Source organism: Kitasatospora sp. NPDC048296, from assembly GCF_043201815.1.
Lineage (GTDB): Bacteria > Actinomycetota > Actinomycetes > Streptomycetales > Streptomycetaceae > Kitasatospora.
The window spans coordinates 63888-81681 of the sequence record NZ_JBICZB010000005.1; the positions used below are offsets into that span (position 1 = coordinate 63888).

General features: G+C 72.9%; 16 protein-coding genes and 1 tRNA gene. 9 read left to right on the plus strand and 8 right to left on the minus strand.

The genetic code is table 11. From position 1 onward, the window contains the following. The first annotated feature begins 27 nt into the window (after window positions 1–27). Both ACGF12_RS05630 and ACGF12_RS05635 read left to right on the plus strand, forming a co-directional pair. Window positions 28–225 carry a hypothetical protein gene (locus ACGF12_RS05630; RefSeq protein WP_387816175.1) on the plus strand — a complete coding sequence of 66 codons (198 nt, stop codon included), beginning with the start codon at window positions 28–30 and terminating at the stop codon, window positions 223–225. Window positions 226–234: 9 nt separating this feature from the next. Next, on the plus strand, window positions 235–639 hold the full coding sequence (locus ACGF12_RS05635; RefSeq protein ID WP_393025929.1) for a type II toxin-antitoxin system VapC family toxin: 405 nt from the start codon (window positions 235–237) through the stop codon (window positions 637–639). A 60-nt stretch (window positions 640–699) separates the two neighbouring features. Here ACGF12_RS05635 and ACGF12_RS05640 read toward each other — a convergent pair whose 3' ends face one another. The 3 genes from ACGF12_RS05640 to ACGF12_RS05650 are packed head-to-tail and all read right to left on the minus strand — an operon-like array spanning window position 700 to window position 6828. Then, window positions 700–2649, minus strand: a complete 1950-nt coding sequence (locus tag ACGF12_RS05640) for a hypothetical protein (RefSeq protein WP_393025932.1) — start codon at window positions 2647–2649, stop codon at window positions 700–702. A 46-nt stretch (window positions 2650–2695) separates the two neighbouring features. Then, window positions 2696–3805 (minus strand): tryptophan 7-halogenase, encoded by a 1110-nt coding sequence (locus ACGF12_RS05645; protein WP_393025935.1) that lies wholly within the window; start codon window positions 3803–3805, stop codon window positions 2696–2698. Next, a complete protein-coding gene (locus tag ACGF12_RS05650) occupies window positions 3802–6828 on the minus strand; it encodes a LodA/GoxA family CTQ-dependent oxidase (protein ID WP_393025938.1) in 3027 nt (1008 codons plus the stop codon). Before ACGF12_RS05650 ends, ACGF12_RS05645 begins: the two co-directional genes overlap by 4 nt. A gap of 305 nt (window positions 6829–7133) precedes the next feature. On the opposite strand from ACGF12_RS05650, the gene ACGF12_RS05655 reads away from it, so the two are divergent. Continuing rightward, window positions 7134–7217 (plus strand) — tRNA-Leu (locus tag ACGF12_RS05655). 107 nt (window positions 7218–7324) lie between these two features. On the opposite strand, the gene ACGF12_RS05660 is transcribed toward ACGF12_RS05655, so the two are convergent. Next, window positions 7325–7840, minus strand: a complete 516-nt coding sequence (locus ACGF12_RS05660) for a GerMN domain-containing protein (protein WP_393025941.1) — start codon at window positions 7838–7840, stop codon at window positions 7325–7327. Then, on the minus strand, window positions 7837–9354 hold the full coding sequence (locus ACGF12_RS05665; RefSeq protein WP_393025944.1) for an ATP-binding protein: 1518 nt from the start codon (window positions 9352–9354) through the stop codon (window positions 7837–7839). Before ACGF12_RS05665 ends, ACGF12_RS05660 begins: the two co-directional genes overlap by 4 nt. Window positions 9355–9674: 320 nt before the next feature. Between ACGF12_RS05665 and ACGF12_RS05670 the strand changes: the two genes are divergently transcribed. The 6 genes from ACGF12_RS05670 (at window position 9675) to ACGF12_RS05695 (ending at window position 15946) form a co-directional block, all read left to right on the plus strand. After that, window positions 9675–10586, plus strand: a complete 912-nt coding sequence (locus tag ACGF12_RS05670) for an NADP-dependent oxidoreductase (RefSeq protein ID WP_393025947.1) — start codon at window positions 9675–9677, stop codon at window positions 10584–10586. Window positions 10587–10706: 120 nt separating this feature from the next. Next, complete coding sequence (locus ACGF12_RS05675; protein ID WP_393025950.1) at window positions 10707–11294, plus strand: NADPH-dependent FMN reductase; 588 nt, start codon at window positions 10707–10709, stop codon at window positions 11292–11294. A 93-nt stretch (window positions 11295–11387) separates the two neighbouring features. After that, the gene (locus tag ACGF12_RS05680) at window positions 11388–11969 is read left to right on the plus strand and encodes a TetR/AcrR family transcriptional regulator (RefSeq protein ID WP_393025953.1); all 582 of its coding nucleotides are present in this window, start codon (window positions 11388–11390) and stop codon (window positions 11967–11969) included. Window positions 11970–12079: 110 nt separating this feature from the next. Continuing rightward, window positions 12080–13093 (plus strand): RNA ligase family protein, encoded by a 1014-nt coding sequence (locus ACGF12_RS05685; RefSeq protein WP_393025956.1) that lies wholly within the window; start codon window positions 12080–12082, stop codon window positions 13091–13093. A gap of 223 nt (window positions 13094–13316) precedes the next feature. Continuing rightward, complete coding sequence (locus tag ACGF12_RS05690) at window positions 13317–14228, plus strand: diiron oxygenase (protein ID WP_393025958.1); 912 nt, start codon at window positions 13317–13319, stop codon at window positions 14226–14228. 65 nt (window positions 14229–14293) lie between these two features. Further along, the gene (locus tag ACGF12_RS05695; RefSeq protein WP_393025961.1) at window positions 14294–15946 is read left to right on the plus strand and encodes a 4Fe-4S binding protein; all 1653 of its coding nucleotides are present in this window, start codon (window positions 14294–14296) and stop codon (window positions 15944–15946) included. Window positions 15947–16197: 251 nt separating this feature from the next. Here the strand turns inward: ACGF12_RS05695 and ACGF12_RS05700 are convergent, their stop codons facing one another. The 3 genes from ACGF12_RS05700 to ACGF12_RS05710 all read right to left on the minus strand — a co-directional run bounded on the left by ACGF12_RS05700 (window position 16198) and on the right by ACGF12_RS05710 (window position 17767). Continuing rightward, complete coding sequence (locus ACGF12_RS05700) at window positions 16198–16515, minus strand: hypothetical protein (RefSeq protein ID WP_393025964.1); 318 nt, start codon at window positions 16513–16515, stop codon at window positions 16198–16200. Continuing rightward, window positions 16512–17072, minus strand: a complete 561-nt coding sequence (locus ACGF12_RS05705) for a methyltransferase domain-containing protein (protein ID WP_393025967.1) — start codon at window positions 17070–17072, stop codon at window positions 16512–16514. Before ACGF12_RS05705 ends, ACGF12_RS05700 begins: the two co-directional genes overlap by 4 nt. Window positions 17073–17356: 284 nt before the next feature. Continuing rightward, on the minus strand, window positions 17357–17767 hold the full coding sequence (locus tag ACGF12_RS05710) for a PPOX class F420-dependent oxidoreductase (RefSeq protein ID WP_393025970.1): 411 nt from the start codon (window positions 17765–17767) through the stop codon (window positions 17357–17359). Window positions 17768–17794: the final 27 nt, after the last annotated feature.

The window sequence follows — 17794 nt, forward strand, 5'->3', positions numbered from 1 at the left end:
CAGTCGATCGCCAGCGGGAGGCCGCCCATGAGTGCCTCGGAAGTTGAACGCCCGATCTACCCGCCTGTGCGCCCCCGTGTCACGGTCGAGGAACTGCTGGCTGCCAAGAACACACAGCCGATCCGCTCGCTTGATGATCTTCAGGCCGACACTTTCGAGTCGGACGAGGAACTTGACGAGTTCCTGGCGTTCGTTCGCGCTGAGCGCCAGCGGAATGTGGCCTGAGGGAGCAAGGTGCAGCCCGTCATCCTGGACACCGACGTCGCGTCGCTGACCCACAAGCGCAGGTTGGCCGACCCTCTGGCGAGCCGCCTGGTTGGGCGGCGGCCTGTTATCACCTTCGTGACCTTCGGGGAGCTCGCAAAGTGGAGCGAGGTCCGCGACTGGGGCGGGAGACGCCGTCAAGAACTCGCGGACTGGCTGTCGGGAATTCCCGTTCTCCCTAGCGACGAGGCGGTGGTGGCAACGTGGGGCAGGCTGTCGGCGGCCGGTCTCAAGGCCGGTCTGCCGCGTCCCGTCCATGACATGTGGATCGCAGCCTGTTGCCTCACCCGCGACCTTCCGCTCGCGACCCTGAACCTGAAGGACTATGCGTACTTCAGGGAAGAACACGGTCTTCGCATTCTCGGCGAGGAGTAGCACCCGCCGGATGAGGCTGGTCTATCCGGATTGACCGGCCTCATCCGGTTGTGTTGCGTGTCAGTTCACACGGAAGCTCTCGATGTCCGACGTCGTACTCGTGAAGCCGTTGGTCGAGATCACCCGCACCTGGACCTCCGTCCCGGCTGGGTATTGAGTCCGATCAACCGTGATCGCGGGGTCCTTCAGCCCGACCCCGATCGTGTGCCAATTCCTCCCGCCATCCGTACTGACCTGGGTGGCGAACGTGTGGCCGGCCATCGGGGGCGCGCCGAAGTCCAGATCCAGCCCGAACTTGCCTTCGCCCGCAGTCGAGTGACGAGCTCCCTGCAGCGCCGGGGGAGGGTCCTCCGGACGGAAGGTGTCCACCACCTGCCCGCCGACCAGCAGTTCGACCGACGCCGGGTTGGTCCCGATCGGCACGACCGCATCGACCAGTCCGGTCCGCTCCTGGCCCGGCTCCGGATCCGACGTAAGCTTCACCGTGACCGGGAAGTCGATCGGCGGTACGCCGCCGGCCTGCTGGACCCGCAGTACCACCGGGGCCTTGCCGTCTGGCCCGGCGTCGTCTGCCTGTCCGGCCTGGGCCGGTTGTTCGGCCGCCGCCTGCACCGGGTTGACGTATCTGATCGTGCCGTGGCGGGTGGTGAGGTCGACCGTCCCCACCACGCTGATGAGCGGCCCGCCGCCGCCGGCCGCCGCGAGGGCCGCCGCGACGAGCGCGTTGGCCACCCTGGTCACCGAGAGTTTTGGGAACCGCTCGTCGGAACGGCCGCCGCTGCTGACCGTGGTGACTCTCAGTTCGCGGGGGGCCGCTAGGATGGGCGCCGCTACCGGCATCCCGGGCGGCGCCGGGGCTCCCGTGGTGAGGGTGTCCTCGTCCACCAGCCGCTGGCGGATGCCCTCGTAGGTATAGCTGCACGGCCATTGGAAGTTGCAGTAGGTCATCACGTCGTGCCACATCACACCCGGTCTGGCGGTCATCGGCAGATTCAGCTGGGGATCGCCCACGTCGAACCCGCAGAAGCTGTTCGGTGTGTCGGCGAGCTGTCCGTTCGGGAACGGGAAGTTCTGCAGGTCGTCCTGCGATTCACCGCAGAATCCCGGGTGCTTGCGGCCGTAGGTGTGGCCCAGCTCGTGCCCTCCGTACCAGTCCGCGTAGGAACCGTCGAAGTCCCAGCCCCAGGTCGCCGCGCCACAGGGCGAGGAGGCGACGGTGGTCGGGTCCGGGGAGGCGGGCACCCCGGAGGCGCACCCGCGCATGAAGAACCCGCCGTCGGCGACCTGGCCGATGTAGTGGGTGCGCCGGTCACCGCCCGCGCTGATGTCGAGCGCGCGGATGGCGGCGAGCTGGGCGTTGGTGTCGGTGCACTGGAAGGGCGGGTTGTTCTCGACGTCGGTGGTCGTGGCATTGATGGTCGTGACGTCGATGACGGCGTGCGGCGCTTCGATGACCTCGGCCACCGGGTAGGCGCGCTTGAGCCAGCTGATCAGGAAGTTGTAGTCGATGTCCCGGGGGGTGTAGGTGGCCGGGGGTTTCCCCGGGGGCGTCAGGGTGTAGCGCAGTCCCAGGATCCGAACCCGCAGTGGCGGGGAGTCGTGGAACCAGACGGTGGGGCCGGGGGTCGGCCCGTCGAACGGGATGCCGCCGCCGACCACGGCATCGGCAATGGTGAGCCTTTGCACGTGGAGTGCCCCTGCCGCCGTCAGCGCGGCCGGCACGATGAAGTTGAGGCTCAGACTGGCGTTGGCCCGACGAGTGGGCACGTCGATCTGCGCGTTCGCATCGATGGTGACGGAGTTGACCGAGGTGATGGTGACCGGGGGATCCGTGGGTGACCGGAGCAGGGTCAATGTGCCGATCACGCTGGCGGCGGGGCCTTCCACGCCGTTCACGTAGGACCGGATCACGGTGGCCTTACCGGCGATCAGGGGGACGTCGTGCTGGAGATTCTGGATGGACTGGGTGACCTCTGTGCCTTCCAGCAAGGCGCGAGTCGGACTAACCATGACTGACCCCTTGGGCGAACGTTCAGGCCCTTTCAGGCTAGGCCGCTCAGTGGCTGATCGCCGTTCGGCGGCGGCCCCAGAAGGGGCTCAGGGGCCAACGCCGCTCCTGGTCGTATGCGTACGCATGGTTACTTCGGTAGGCCGTCGCGATCCCGTCCAGGAACGCCGTGTAGTCGGCGAGCGCGGCGGTCGTCCGCCCCTCGTCGGCGAGACAGTCGGCCACGGCCTTTCCCGCCCGGGCGCCGGTGTGCAGCGCCATGAGGATGCCCTGGGAGGACAGCGGGTCGAAGGCGAGCGCCGCGTCCCCGGCCGCCACCCAGCCCGGACCGGCCGACGGCTCCAGCCGCAGGCCGTGGGCCGGGGTCCAGCGTGGCACGGGAGTTGACCCCGGACCTCGCCGGGCCACCCGGCGCCGCACGTGCTCGGTGCGACCGAGCGCCTCCCGGAAACCCTGCGGAGTGCGCAGTGTCGGCTCGACCAGGTCGTTGTCGGTCAGGTAGGCGATCAAACGCCCCGCCGGGACGAGGGTGGTGTACCACCAGCCGCCCGCCACCGCCTCCACCAGCGTCCTGGCCTCGGGATCGCCGTCCGGGAACACCGCGTACGCGGCGACCAGCCGGTCCTGCCGTCGGCGAATCCCGTGGCGCCGTCCGATGACACAGCGGCGGCCGGTCGCGTCGACCGTCCAGCGGGCCGACAGGTTCGACAACGCGCCGGTGGCCCGCTCGCGGACGACCAGACCACCGTCGAGCCGCGCCAGCACGACGGCCCGCCGCAGTTCGGCCCCCGCCGCGACGGCCGCGTCCCGCAGGAAGGCGTCGAACCGCACCCGGTCGAGGTGCCACCCGTGCCCGTACGGGTCGAACAGGTGGCTCCGGCCGTGCAACCGCGCCGACCCCCAGGCCGCGTACGTGCCCGTGGACACCGGATGCCCCGAGGCCAGGAAGCCGTCCAGCAAGCCGAGATCGGCCAGCAGTGGCCGGACGGCGGGCGGCAGGAACTCCCCGATCTTGAACCCGTCCCGGCCCTTGAACCCGGCCCGGCCCGGGCCGCCGTCGTCCAGCAGCTGGACCCGGTGCCCGGCCCGGGCCAGGACGAGCGCCGCCGCGGCACCCGCCGGGCCGCCGCCCGCGACTACGGCGTCAAGGTGGGTCACCGGCTCGGCCGGAGCCGCTTGACCTTGTCGATGAACCCGACCGAGACCTCCTCGTCCGGCTCCTCCGCCGTGGTGACCGCCGACGCCAACGCTGCCGCGCCCAGCACCGGGTGGGCGCCGAGGTCCACGTGCACGGTGACCAGGTTGCGCCCGGCCGGCGGGGCGGGCTCGCGCGGGAAGCTCACCTCGGACTCCACCAGGAGCTCCGCCGGGAGCCGGGGATCGTCGGTGGGGCCGGGGCGGCGCTCGACCACCCCGAGTTTGCCGAAGTCCCGCACCATCGCGTTGATGCTGGCCAGGTAGGGGGTGGGCAGCCAGCGCAGCCAGACCCGTCGGTACTGGAACGCGGCCAGGCGGTCGGCGAGCGGCCGGGAGGTGTCGAGCACGACCTCGTAGTCCTCCTCGGCCAGCACGTGGTTGGGCACCCGGGCGGGCCAGAAGGTGGGCAGGTACGGGTCGTACGGGCCGAGGCCGGAGCCGTACTCGTAGCCGGCCCGGCAGCTCGCGGTGTCGGTCTGCCAGGGCACGGCCATCCACCGGGTCAGATCGCCCGGGGCCTGGGCGTGGAGCGGGCCGTCGAAGGAGAGCGCGAGGTCCGGGGTGAGCGTCGGCCCGTAGGTGGGCGCGGGTTTGTCCGGGTCGCGGTGACGGATCCGGAAGGGGGTGGTGTACATCGTGGTGTGCCGCATCGGCCAGGTGAGTTCGCAGCCGGGGTGGAAGGCGTCGGCGAGGCAGAACGACAGGGCCGCCCGGTCGAGGGTCGCGGGCTGGTCGGTGAACCGGACGTCGTCCAGGGTGGCGGGCGACGCGGCGTGCGGGTCGTAGTCGTTGACGAAGTCCCCGTCGACCCACCGCTTGAGCAGCCGGTACTGGAGCGCGGAGAGCGTCACGTGCTGCCGGACCGACTGGGGCGGGATGTTCATCGCGTCGCCGTAGACGGCCGGCCAGGGCACGGGTGACATGCCGTCGCGGTCGTAGTCGCGGATGGCCAGCCAGACCTGGCGGCGCAGCTCCTGCTGGACCGGCGAGGGATCCGACAGGTCGCCGAGGCGGGTGAGCAGGTCCTCGCGGCCGTCGAAGCCGAACTGGGTGGCCAGGCCCTTGTTGACCCACTGCAGGCCGCACAGGCCGCGCAGCACGGGCAGGACGTCCCCGGTGAAGGACACCTGCTGCGGCTCGGGCAGCCGGCCCTCGGTGACGAAGGCGTCCCGGACCAGGTCGTACATGGTGCGCACCGAGGTGAGTTCGGGTGCGTAGTTGGGCGGGGCCGTCACCACCCAGGCCGGCTCGACCGGGATCGGGCGGCCGTCGATGCTCACCTCGGCGGTGACCGGGCCGTCGGAGACGTCGTCGTGCCAGCCGTCGTTGTTGGCGAAGGTGTCGGCGGGGGCGCCGGTCGCCGAGGCCGAGACGCCCCGGCCGCCGAGGAAGATCAGCCGGCCGCTGTCGTCGGTGCGCAGCTCGCCGAGGTAGACCGGCTTGCCCATGAAGGTGCCGGTGTCGAAGCGGTACTCGGGCTGGGCGGAGCGGTTGCGGCCGCGCACCCAGCGGGGGCCGGGGTCGATGACCAGGAGGTTCTTGCGCTGGTCGGCCGGGATCTTGGGGTTGCGCAGGTTGCTCGGGTCGGCCTGGCCCGAGTCCGGGATGTCCAGGGCGATCTGGAACTGGTACCAGGCGGCCTTGGAGTTGACGACGTGCACCTTCCAGCGCAGGTCGGCGTTGTCGGCGGTCAGTTCGGCGACCGGCTCGCCGGCGGCGTTGTAGCCGTACACCCGGAACCGGGCGGCCTGGCGCTTCAGGGCGCCGGTGACGTCCTTGTAGCTGCCGACGGGCAGCGGGGGCGGGTCGTCGACCTCGGGGGCGAGGACGAAGTCGTCCATGGTGCTGTCGCCGACCCGGGCCACGCCGATCGCCGGGTGCACGGCGGCCCGGACGATCCGGGTGTCGCGGGCGGGCGGCGGGGTGAGCTGCGGTCGGGCGGGTCCGGGCTCGGCCGTCGGCACGCCGTTCACGTCCCGGCGCTGCTCGGCCGAGGCCAGGTAGACCGTCTTGCGTACGTCGGAGATGCTGCCGATGGGCCGGTGCTCGGCGAGGCCGTGCCAGGGGTTGAGGGAGAGGTTCTCGCCGTACGCGGCCTGGCCGCGGGCGGTGACGTCCTGCTGCTGGAAGGTCAGCCGGGCCACCCTCACCGGGGTGCTCTCGGACTCGCTCCAGCGCACCGTCGCCATGTCCAGCGGCATCTTCTCGTCGTCGGTGCGGAACTGGAGCAGCAGGTCGAAGGCGGCCGGGCCGGCCCCGAGCCGGTGGACCAGGTCGGCGCCGAGGTAGGTCGGATCCTCGTCGGGCGGCGTCGCGTTCGGGTCGGCGGGCTCGCAACCGGCGGGCACCAGCTTGTACTTGACGAAGCGGTCCGGCCCGAAGGCGTAGGGGAGCACGCCCCAGTACGTGGCGGTCAGCACGCTGGCCTCGAACTTGGCCATCGCGTCGAGGATCTCGGCGGTGACCGGGTGGGCCGCCAGGTACTTGTCGTAACTGCCGTCGACGACACCGGCCTTGGTGAACTCGCACATGTCCTGGGCGGTGTCCACGAAGAACACGTCGTGGTTCTGCAGCAGCAGGTCCTGGGTGCCGGCCTCGGTGTAGCCCTCCAGCAGCTTGGGGCCGGGCACGCCGAACAGCTTGAGGCCCACGCCGAGGGTGGTCCTCAGGTCGGGCAGGCCGGGCACGGTGTCGCTGGAGAACCGCACCCAGGCCTCCAGGCCGCCGGGCCGGGTGCGGGCCGCCTCCAGGAACCCGACCCGCAGCTCGGCCGGCAGGTCCTCGGCGACGGTGAGCGTGCCGCGGGCGACGCCGTGCGGCTTGAGGAACACCGGCCGCCTGACCGGGTCCTGGCCGCGGGCCATCCGGACACCCTGGGTCAGGTCCACGAACATCTGCTTCAGTGCGCCGGCCGCGTCCTCGGCGCAACCCGGCAGGGGCGGCGGCCCCGCGGCGTCGTCGAAGGGCTCGGGGGTCCCGATCATGCTGTGCTCCCGTCGGTACGGTGATGGGGCCGGGGGCGGCGGACCGGTGCGGTCGACGCGCTGTTCGGCCCCCGGGCCCTGGTCCAGCGTGCACAGACCGTTCGACGGGTGGCGCGGCGAACTACGCCCGAAACGACCAGGCACCCGGCCCGGTGCGCGGCCTCTCACTCCAATCGGCCAGCAGCGCTCGCCGGGGGCCGGTCGCGGGTGGCAGCGTCGTCGGTGAACCGGCGTCGCCTGCCGGTCGTCTCGGGGTGGTCAGAGGCACCCCTCCAGATGGTCTATGCTTAACCCATCACCCAGATGCGCGGGTGGCGGAATAGGCAGACGCGCTGGATTCAGGTTCCAGTGCCCGAAAGGGCGTGGGGGTTCAACTCCCCCCTCGCGCACAGAGAGCGGCCGGTTGACTTTCGAGTCGACCGGCCGCTTCTTTTGTCCTCGCCGCCTTTTTGGTCTCGCCGTCTCCCGGTGTCTCGGCGCGCAGCCGGCCTGGTGCTCAGCCGGCCCGGTGCAGGTCGCACTCCTGCTGGATGGCGGAGGGGGCGTCGCTGCTGACGATCGCGATCTTCGGTACCGGGCCCATGGTCGGGGCGTCCTCGGCGGTGCAGACGAGCTGCTGGATGGCGGGGGCGGACAGCGAGGAGGCGGACCAGGACAGGCGCAGGGTGACCGTGCCGGGGGTGTCGGTGGCCTCGATGCGGCCGTTCGCCGGGAGGGTGCTGTACAGGCCGGAGCGCTTCTCCGCCTGGTTGGGCCCGGCGACCAGGGTGTTCAGGGTCTGCTGGAGGTCCTCGCGCTGGGTGGAGGGACGGATGACCAGGCTGATGCCGTGCTGGTCCAGGAAGTACAGCCGGACGCCCGGTTTGATGCCGGTGGCCGGCTGCCCGCTGCGCACCGGGCCGGTGGTGGAGATCGAGCAGCCGCAGGCCAGCAGCAGGGCTGCGGCGACTCCGAGCAGACGCGGACGCAGAGGCAGAGGCAGAGGCAGAGACAGAGGCTTTTGGACGGTCACCGGTCCTCCTCGGTGTCGAGGCCGCGGGGCAGGACGAGGGTGAACACCGCACCGCTGTCGGGCGAGTTGGCGGCCTCGATGAGGCCGCCGTGCAGCCGGGCGTTCTCCTGGGCGATGGCCAGGCCCAGGCCGCTGCCCTCGGAGCGGGCCCGGGACTTGTCGGCCTTGTAGAAGCGGTCGAAGAGGTGCGGGAGTTCGGCGGGTGGGATGCCCGGCCCGCTGTCCGTGACGGTGAGCACCAGCTCGTCGTCCGGGCCGCGCAGGACGACCCGGACGGGCGGGCGGCCGTGCCGCAGGGCGTTGCCGACCAGGTTGGCGACGATGACGTCGAAGCGGCGCGGGTCGAGCCGGACGGGCAGGGCGGCGGGCAGGTCCAGTTCGACCTGGTCGTTCCAGCCGCGCAGGTCGAGGGTCTCGCGGACGGCGATGGCGGCGTCGATGGACTCGGCGCGCAGCGGTGCCGCCCCGGCGTCCAGGCGGGAGATCTCGATCAGGTCGTTGACCAGGCGGGTGAGGCGCGTGGTCTCGTTGCTGATCATGCGCAGGGCGGTGGCGGTGTCGGCGGGGAGGTGTTCGGCGTCCTCGTCGAGGATGTCGGTGACGGCGAGCATCGCGGCCAGCGGGGTGCGCAGCTCGTGCGAGACGTCGGCGGCGAACCGGCGGCCCTGGGACTCGATGGCGCGCAGTTCCTCGATGGTGCCCTGGAGGGTGCGGGCGGTGTGGTTGAAGGTCTTGGAGAGCTGGGCGAGTTCGTCGTGGCCGGTGACGGTCAGCCGGGTGTCCAGCTTGCCCTGGGCCAGGGCGTGGGCGGCGTCGCCCAGGGCCCGGACCGGGCGCAGCACCTGGCGGGCGGCCAGCAGCGCCAGTCCGGCGGCCAGCACGGCGACGAGCACCCCGGCTCCGGCGGCGCCGGCGAGCAGGGCGTTGGCGGCGCTCTGTTCGCGGTCGAGCGGCAGCACAGCGTAGACGGTCAGCCCGGAGGGGGCGCCGGCCGGTACGGAGGGGCCGGCGGTGCCGTAGGTGACGGGGACGCCGACGGCGAGCCAGGGGTGGTCGTCGGGGGCGGTGAAGCGCTGGAACGCGGCGTGGCCGCGGCCGACGGTGGCCTCCAGGGTGGGCGGGACGGCCACCGGCTGGGTCCACTGGGAGTGCTCGGTGCCGTAGGAGGCCAGCACCCGCCAGTCCCGGAAGCCGCCGGTGCCGGACAACTGGCCCGCCAGGCGGTCCAGTTCGCTCTGGTTGGGCGGGAAGGGCAGGGCCGGCGCCAGGATGTCGATGCGGCGGCGCAGCTCGTCGAGGGCGGTGTCCTTGGTCAGGTCGAGCGTGGAGGTGGTCGCGGCCCGGTAGGTGAGCACGGCGGTGGCCAGCGCGGCCAGGGCGGCGACGGCGACGAAGGCGACCACCAGCCGCGGGCGCAGCCCGGCGACGGCACGGCGAAGCCGGACCAGGCGGTGCGGGTGCGGGTCCGGGTGTGGCTTGGGGCGCTCGGGCGGGGGAGCGGGGTCGATCGTCACAGCGGTCCGCAACGGTAGCCGAAACCGCGTTCGGAGTCGTCATCGATCAGCTGTGCCCGTGCCATGGGAGCAGTATCGGGCCTTGACCTGAGAAAACGCGCCCGGGGGCGGGTTACGGGGGACGGGCTGCGGGGGCCGGGGTCGTGGAGTTGCGGTGCGGCGGGCGGGGCCGGGTCGGGTCGGGCGGCTGGATTCGGCCATCGGGGAGAGGTTTCGGCCCATCGAGTTGATCTCAAGTCGGCTTGAGGTTTTATCTTCGCTCTACCGCCCCCGCGATGGGGGATTCGCCGCCAATTCCTTTGCTGTCAAGGAGTGTTGCCATGAAGGCTGCCGCGTTCCGTACGTTCGGCGGTCCCGAGGTCCTGGAGCTGCTGGAGCTGCCGACGCCGCGGCCGGGCCCGGGCGAGGTGCGGGTGAAGGTCAAGGCGGCGGGAGCCCAGCCGACCGACTGCGCCGTCCGCCAGGGCTGGAACCCGCCCGGCTTCACCATCACCTTCCCGCACGTCACCGGCGGCGACTTCGCCGGAGTGGTGGACGCGCTCGGCGAGGGCGTCACCGACTTCGCGGTCGGCGACGAGGTCCTCGGCTACCGGACCCAGCTCACCTACGCCGAGTACGTCGTCGCCCCCGCCGACCAGATCGTGCCCAAGCCCGGCGCGCTGCCCTGGGAGGTGGCGGGCTGCCTTTCCGCCTCGGGCCAGACCGCCCACACCGCGATCGAGGTCCTGGGTGTCGCCCGGGGCGAAACCGTGCTGATCAACGGCGCTGCCGGTGGCGTCGGCACGGTCGCCGTCCAGCTCGCGGTGGCCCGCGGCGCCAAGGTGATCGCCACCGCCCGCGAGGAGAACCACGCCTACCTGCGGGAGCTGGGCGCCGTCCCGGTCACCTACGGCGAGGGCCTGATCGACCGGGTCCGCGCCGCGGCCCCCGACGGCGTGGACGCCGCCCTGGACACCGCCAGCGCCGAGGGCCTGCGGGTCGCCGCCGAGCTGGTCGAGGACAAGGACCGGGTCGGCACGATCTTCGCCTTCGACGTCCACGAGGAGCTGGGCGTGCGCTGGATCGGCAGCCGGCGCTCCCCGCAGCGGCTCGCCGAGCTGGCCGCCCTGGCCGCCGACGGCAGGCTCACCGTCCACATCCGCAGGACCCTCCCGCTCGCCCGGGCCGCCGAGGCCCACCGCGAGCTGGAGACCGGCCACGGCCGCGGAAAGATCGTCCTGATCGCCGGCTGAGTCGCCCCTGTCGGACACCCCGGGGCGCTGCCCGACGTCGCGCTCCGGTCGGCCGACTCCCTCGTCCCACCCCTCGCTCCCACCTCTCTCGCTCCCATCCGTCACGCATCAGGAGTCCCCATGGCTGGCAACCCGCTCAAGATCGGCGTCATCATCGGCAGCGTCCGCACCGGCCGCTTCGCCGACAAGGTCGCCCAGTGGTTCCTCTCCGAGATCGGCGGGCGCGACGACATGGACGTCCATGTCATCGACCTGTCCGAGCCCGCCCTGGTCGAGGAGCTGAAGCTCACCCTGGACGCCGGCGAGCCGCAGCCGGACACCCTCACCCTGGCCCAGCGGATCGAGGGCCTCGACGGCTTCGTCGTCATCACCCCCGAGTACAACCACGGCTACCCGGCCTCCCTGAAGCTCGCCATCGACTACGTCTACCGCGAGTGGCGGGCCAAGCCGGTCGGCTTCGTCTCCTACGGCGGCATGGTCGGCGGCCAACGGGCCGTCGAGCAGCTGCGCCAGGTCTTCGCCGAGCTGCACGCCGTCACCCTGCGGGACACCGTCAGCTTCCACATGGCCTGGGAGAAGTTCGACGAGCAGGGCCGCCCCGAGGACGCCGACGGCGCCGGCAAGGCCGCCACCGTGCTGCTCGACCAGCTCGCCTGGTGGGGCCTGACCCTGCGCGAGGGGCGCGCCGCCCGTCCCTACGAGGGCTGAGGCGCTGGTCGGGCCCCACCCGGGCGGACCGGGTGGGGCCCTTTCGGCGCCGCCGATCCGATACGCTTGCATCGGATCGAAGGGGGTCCCCGAATGCCGAAACAGGTCGACCACGAGGAACGGCGCCGCCGGATCGCCGAGGCGGTGTGCGCGCTGATCGACGCCCAGGGACTGGAGGGCGTCACCCTGCGGGACGTCGCCGCCCGGGCCGAGGTCTCGATGGGCGCCGTCCAGCGCTGCTTCCGCACCAAGGACGAGATGCTCCGGTTCGCCCTCGCCCACATCGGCGAGCAGGTCACCGGGCGGGCCCACGCCCGGCTGCGCTCCGCCCCGGCCCAGTCGGCGGCCAGCGCCGTGGGGCACGTGGTCGGCGAGGTGGCGCTGCTGCGGGAGGAACACCGCGCCGAGGCACGGATCTGGCTCGCCTTCCTGGCCGCCGCCGCCGTCAACCCCGACCTGGCGGCGAGCCTGCGGACCAGTTACGCCGACCTGGAGGGTCTGCTGACCCGACTGGTCGCCGAGGCCTCCGGCAGCCTGGACGCACAGGGCGAGGCCCGTACCCTCCTGGCCCTCGCCGACGGGCTCACCGAGCACGTGCTGATCGGCCACCGCACGGCGGAGGAGGCGGAGCAGCTCCTGCACGCGCACCTGACCCGGCTGTGGGCGCACGGCTGAGGCCGCCGGGCGGTGAGGGCCCGTTCGGCCGCCCGCGGTGAGGGCCCGTTCGGCCGCCCGGCGGTGAATCCCCGTTGCCAGTGGGCGGGTTCCCCGGCGAGGATCTGTTCGTGTCCGAGACGTCGTTCGAACGGCCCGAGCTGCGGCCCTACCCGAAGATCCCCGCGCGGGGCCGCTCCGGCGCGCCCGGCGGCCGGGAGTGGATCGCGGCGGAGAAGGTGCACGGCGCGCACTTCGCCGTGGTGTGCGAAGGCGGCTCGGTGCGGGCGGCCAAACGGCGCGACCTGCTGGGCGACGAGGAGCTCGACGCCTTCTTCGGCGTGAGCCGGATCTGGCCGCGGCTCTCGGTGGCCGCCGGGCGCTTCGCGGCGGCGATCCGCGCGACCCGGGGGGTCGCCGCGACCGTCACCCTCTACGGCGAACTCGCCGGCGGCCGCTACCCGCACCCCGACGTACCCGCCGTCGTTGGTGTCGAGCCCGTCCAGACCGGCGTCTGGTACGCGCCCGGCCTGCGCTGGCTGCCCTTCGATGCCACGGTGGAGACCGCCGAGGGCCTGCGGTGGCTCTCCGACCGCGAGCTGCGTACCGTTTCCGCCGGCGCCGGCCTCACCTGCGTCCCCCTGCTCGGCCACGGCCCGCTGAACACCCTTCAGGAGCTGCCGGTCGCCTTCCCCAGCCGCGTCCCGGCGCTGCTCGGCCTGCCCGAGCTCGCCGACAACCTCGCCGAGGGCTACGTCCTCAAGCCCGCCGGCGAGTGGCCCGAAGCGGGCCCCGCCCGCCCGGTGCTCAAGATCAAGCAGAAGGCCTTCGCCGAGGACGACCGCTACGACGGCGCCCGCCCCTACCTCCCCCCGCCCGAGGGCGCCGCCGGCGTCCCCGGCTGGCTCCTGGTCCAGGCCTCGGCCCTGCTCACCCCCACCCGCGCGGCCGCCGCCGTCAGCAAACTCGGCCCGCGCACGCCCGCCGACGCGGTGGCGGCCGAGATCGCCGCCGACATCGCGGACGAACTCTCCGAAGCCCTGGGGGGCTTGGAGGCGCCCGTCCGGACGGCGCTGCGCCGCGCCCTGGAGCCCGGGGCGGGCGCCCTCGCCGCCTTCGACGCCGAGGACCGGCGCGGCTCCTGACCGGTTCGCCGCAGTCGGTTCGCAACGCCGCCGCCTTCCGCTGAACCGACACCCGAGGTCCTGCGGAAGGCGATCGGCGCGTAGCGGGTAGGGGGCGTGCGCCGTACTGCCGCACGCCGTATCGCCGTCGCGCAGGGGGTTCTCGGCGGCGGGCTCTTATTGTACTGTCCGTCTAATAAGCGGGTGAGCGGGAACCCGCAGCGGCAGGCACCTGGAGGCAGCCATGGCTCTCACCTGGCACACGGAGCACGGCCACACCGCGGCCGACGACGACGTCTCGAAGCGGCTGCTGGAGTCGGCCGCCACCCTCTCCTTCGACCCCTCGACCGAGATCGACTGGGACGCGCCCCTCCCGGAGGAGCACTACGGCCTCAACCCCGAGTGGAGCACGCTCTACGGCACCAGGCTGTGGGACGAGATGACCGAGCGGCAGCGGGTCACGCTCACCCGGCACGAGGTCTGCTCGATCATGAACACCGGCATCTGGTTCGAGATGATCCTCCAGCAGATGGTGCTGCGCGACCAGTACCTCAAGAACCCCGCCAGCGCCGAGTTCCAGTTCGCGCTCACCGAGATCGCCGACGAGTGCCGCCACTCGATCATGTTCGCCCGCGCCTGCGAGAAGATGGGCGTCCCCGCCTACCGGCCGAACAAGGTGATCGCCCAGGCCGGACGCGCGTTCAAGGCGCTCGCCAAGGGCGAACTCGCCTACGGCGGCATCCTGGTGGCCGAAGAGGTGCTGGACGTCATGCAGCGCGACTGGATGCGCGGCGAGAACGTCCTGGAGATCGTCCGCGGCAGCTCCCGGATCCACGTGGTCGAGGAGTCGCGGCACATGAAGTTCGCCCGGCAGGAGATCCGCGAGCGGATGCGCCACGCGAGCCCGGCCCGCCGCCGCGCCTCGGCCACCGGCATCGCCGTCGGCGCGTACGTCATCGTCACCAGCATGGTCCACCCGGGCGTGTACAAGGCCGCCGGGCTGGACGTCGCGCGGGCGCTCGACGAGGTGAAGGGCAACGAGCACCGCAAGGCGATGATGCGCAACAGCTCCCGGCACCTGATGGCCTTCCTCGCCGAGGCGGGGCTGCTCACCAGCCGCTCGGCGGCCGTCTACCGCCGCGTGCACATGCTCTGACGGCCAGTCGGCCACACCTCACCAGGCACCGGCACATCAGACACAGCGAGGACCCCACTCCGGCCATGGCCTACGCGATCACCCAGACCTGCTGCAACGACGCCTCGTGCGTGTCCGTCTGCCCGGTCAACTGCATCCACCCGACCCCGGACGAGCCGGAGTTCGGCACCACCGACATGCTCTACATCGACCCGCGGGCGTGCATCGACTGCGGAGCCTGCGCGGACGCCTGCCCGGTCGACGCGGTGTTCCCGGTCGACCGGCTGCGCGGGCCGGACACCGTGTTCGGCGACCTCAATCGGGACTGGTTCCGCGACCACCCCAACGACCACGCCTGGGGTGCGCCCGGCTTCCCGCGCAGCCTGCCCGGCGAGGTCGGCACACTGCGGATCGCCGTGGTCGGCACCGGGCCCTCCGCCGGGTACACCGCGCAGGAACTGCTGCGCTGCACCAGCGCCGAGCTCACCATGATCGACCGGCTGCCGGTCACCGGCGGCCTGCTGCGACACGGCGTCGCCCCCGACCACCAGTCCACCAAGCGGATCGCGGAGAGCTTCGCGAGCGTCTTCCACGACCCGAGGCTGCGGATGCACCTCAACCTGGAGGTCGGCACCGACGTCACCCACGAGGAACTGGCCGCGCACCACCACGCGGTGGTGTACGCGGTCGGCGCGGCCTCCGACCGCCGGCTCGGCGTCCCTGGCGAGGACCTGCCGGGCAGCCTGCCCGCGACCGCCTTCGTCGGCTGGTACAACGCCGACCCGACGGTGCCGGGCGACGCGGTGGAACTGTCCGCCGAGCGCGTGGTCGTGGTCGGCAACGGCAACGTCGCGGTGGACATCGCCCGGATCCTGCTCACCGACCCCGACCGGCTCGCCGCCACCGACATCGCCGACCACGCGCTGGCCGCGCTGCGCCGCAGCCGGGTGCGGGAGGTCGTGCTGCTGGCCCGGCGTGGGCCCGAACAGGCGGCCTGGACGAGGACGGAGTTCCTGGCGCTGCGCCGGCTGCCGGGCGTCGAGCTGGTGGTCGAGGACCACCCGGAGGTGCGGGCGGCGATCGAGGCGGCGGCGCCGGACTCGCGGGCCGGGCAGCTCGTCGGCCTGCCGCTGGTGCCGTACGACGGGGGCGCGGAGCCGGGGCCGGGGCGGCGGATCGTGCTGCGGTTCCTGTCCGCGCCGGTCGGGCTGGGCGGGGACGGGCGGGTCGAGTCCGTGACCGTCGAGCGGACGAGGATGACGGCGGCGGGGCGGGCCGAGGCCACCGGGGAGCGCGACACCCTGCGGGCCGCTCTGGTGGTGCGCTCCATCGGACACCGGGGCGTGCCGGTGCCGGGGCTGCCCTTCGACGAGCGCACCGGGACGGTCGCCCAGCGCGGCGGGCGGGTCGTCGACCCGGCCACCGGGCGGGCGCTGCCCGGGGCGTACGTGGTGGGCTGGGCCAAGCGCGGGCCGTCCGGCGGGATCGGCGCCAACCGGGCCTGCGCGCGGGAGACGGTGGACGCGCTGCTGGACGACGCGGTGGCCCGGGCGCTGCCCGCACCACCGGCCGGGCGCCAGGAGTTCGAACGGCTGGTGCGGCGGCGTCGGCCGGACGCGGTCGGGCTGCGGGAGCTGCGCGCGGTGGAGCGGGCGGAGCGCGAGCGGGGCGAGGCGCAGGGGCGGCCGCGGGTGAAGCTGGCCACGGTGGCGGAGCTGCTGGCGGCGGGGCGGCGGTAGGCCGGCCGGGGTGGCGGCGCCGGGCCGGCGGTGGGGCCGGTGGTGGGGGCGCGCGCCGGTGATTCGGGGCGCCCGCGCGGGGTGCGCGCGCGGGCCGTCCGACTGATGTGACCGTGACCTGGTGCGCGTGGGGCGCGTTGGGTTGATGTGAGTAGTTTTGGGGTGGCGTCGGCTGCATGGCGTTGGCCGACCGAGGAAACGATCCTGCATGGGGCAGGGCACCCTCCGGAACCCGACCCGGAGGAGCCCATCTATGCCGAGCTGGCCCGGTTGTGGCGGTCGGAGGGGCGGACGGTGCCCGGGCTGCCGGACCCGGTCTGGGAGTCGCTGGCCGAGTCGCTGGCCGCCTCGATGGCCTCGATGACCTCGGCTGCGCCGGCTGCCTCGGAGACGTCGACGACCTGGGCGCCGGCGATGACCTGGGAGCCGGCGACGACCTGGGAGTCCCCGACGACCTGGGAACCCTCGACGACCTGGGAGCCCTCGACGACCTGGGAGCCCTCGGGATAGAGCTGCCGCGCCCGGTGTCGGAGCGGCGGGGCGGAGCGCTCCGCCACGGCGGAGGTCACCCCGGCGGCTTGACGGCGGTGTGAACGTACCAGGCGACGTACTCGCGCACGCCGTACATCGCCACCGTGGAGCGGAGATTGAGCCACTTCGCCGGGTCGCCGACGCGGCGCAGCAGCTCCCAGGGCAGCCGGAAGTACGTGTGCACGGCCTCGGTGGTGGGCGTGTAGTACGCCGTCGCGTCCAGCGCCTCCTCGACCTCGAAGCCGGCTTCGGCGAGCAGTCGTGGCAGGTTGCGGGCATGGTAGAGCCGGGCGCCCGTCATCACCATCGCGTCCAGGTACGGTTCGAGCAACGCCCTGGCCCGCGGCGGGAGTTCGTCCAGCGGGACGGTACTCATCGGGCCGAGCAGGACCAGCCGACCGCCGGGGCGCAGCACCCGGTGGAGTTCGGCCAGCGCGCGCGGCGGATCGTAGGAGTGGACCAGCGTCTCCATCGAGTAGGCGCCGTCGAACTCGCCCTCGGTGAACGACAGGTGATGGAAGTCGCCCCAGGAGAACGCGGTCCGGTCGGCCAGCACGGCGCGGGCGCTGAGCCGGCGGGCTCCCGGCGGCGCCACGGGGACTGCGCCGCCGGGAGGGAAGGTGCGGTCGTCGGACGGGGTGACTATCCGACCAGGGGTCCTGCAGCCAGGGGGCGATGACGCCCATCGCCTTGCCGAACCTGGAGACGGCGCAGTGGCCGGGGCCCGGGATCGGCTCGGCCCGGGTGTCCCGGCGGCCGTCGAACACGTGCTGGGGGACGTGGACGTCGTCCGCGCGGCCGCGCTCAGCTCCGACGACCCGACGCCCGCGGAGTCCCGGCAGACCTTCACGACGGCGGTGAAGGTGCGGAAGGGGGAAATCACCCGACGTCGCGGGCGGTGGTCCCCCGTGCTGCCAGGTTCCAGGTGATGACCCGGCGGGGGTGCACCCGGATGACGTCCTTGCTGAACGCGTCCGGTTGCACCGGCGGCACGTCGACGGTCAGGACCTCCGCGCGGCCCCTGATCTCGATGCCGCGGCCCCAGCCGGCGGCCACCGGGTCGTCGGCGGGGGCCAGGTCGTCCACCAGTACGGAGACGTCGGGGCGGGCCTGGGCGTTGAGGTACTTGCGGCTGCGGGCGTTGTCCGGGCCGCCGATGTCGACGGTGCCGTCGGCGTTGAGCCGGAAGCCCACCGGGCGGACGTGGGGTCCGCCCTCGGGGCCGATGGTGGCCAGGCGGGCCAGCGGCTGGGCGCCGAGGTACTCGCGCTCTCGTTCGGTGAAGGTCATGCGGCCGACCGTAGGACCTGAAGTGCG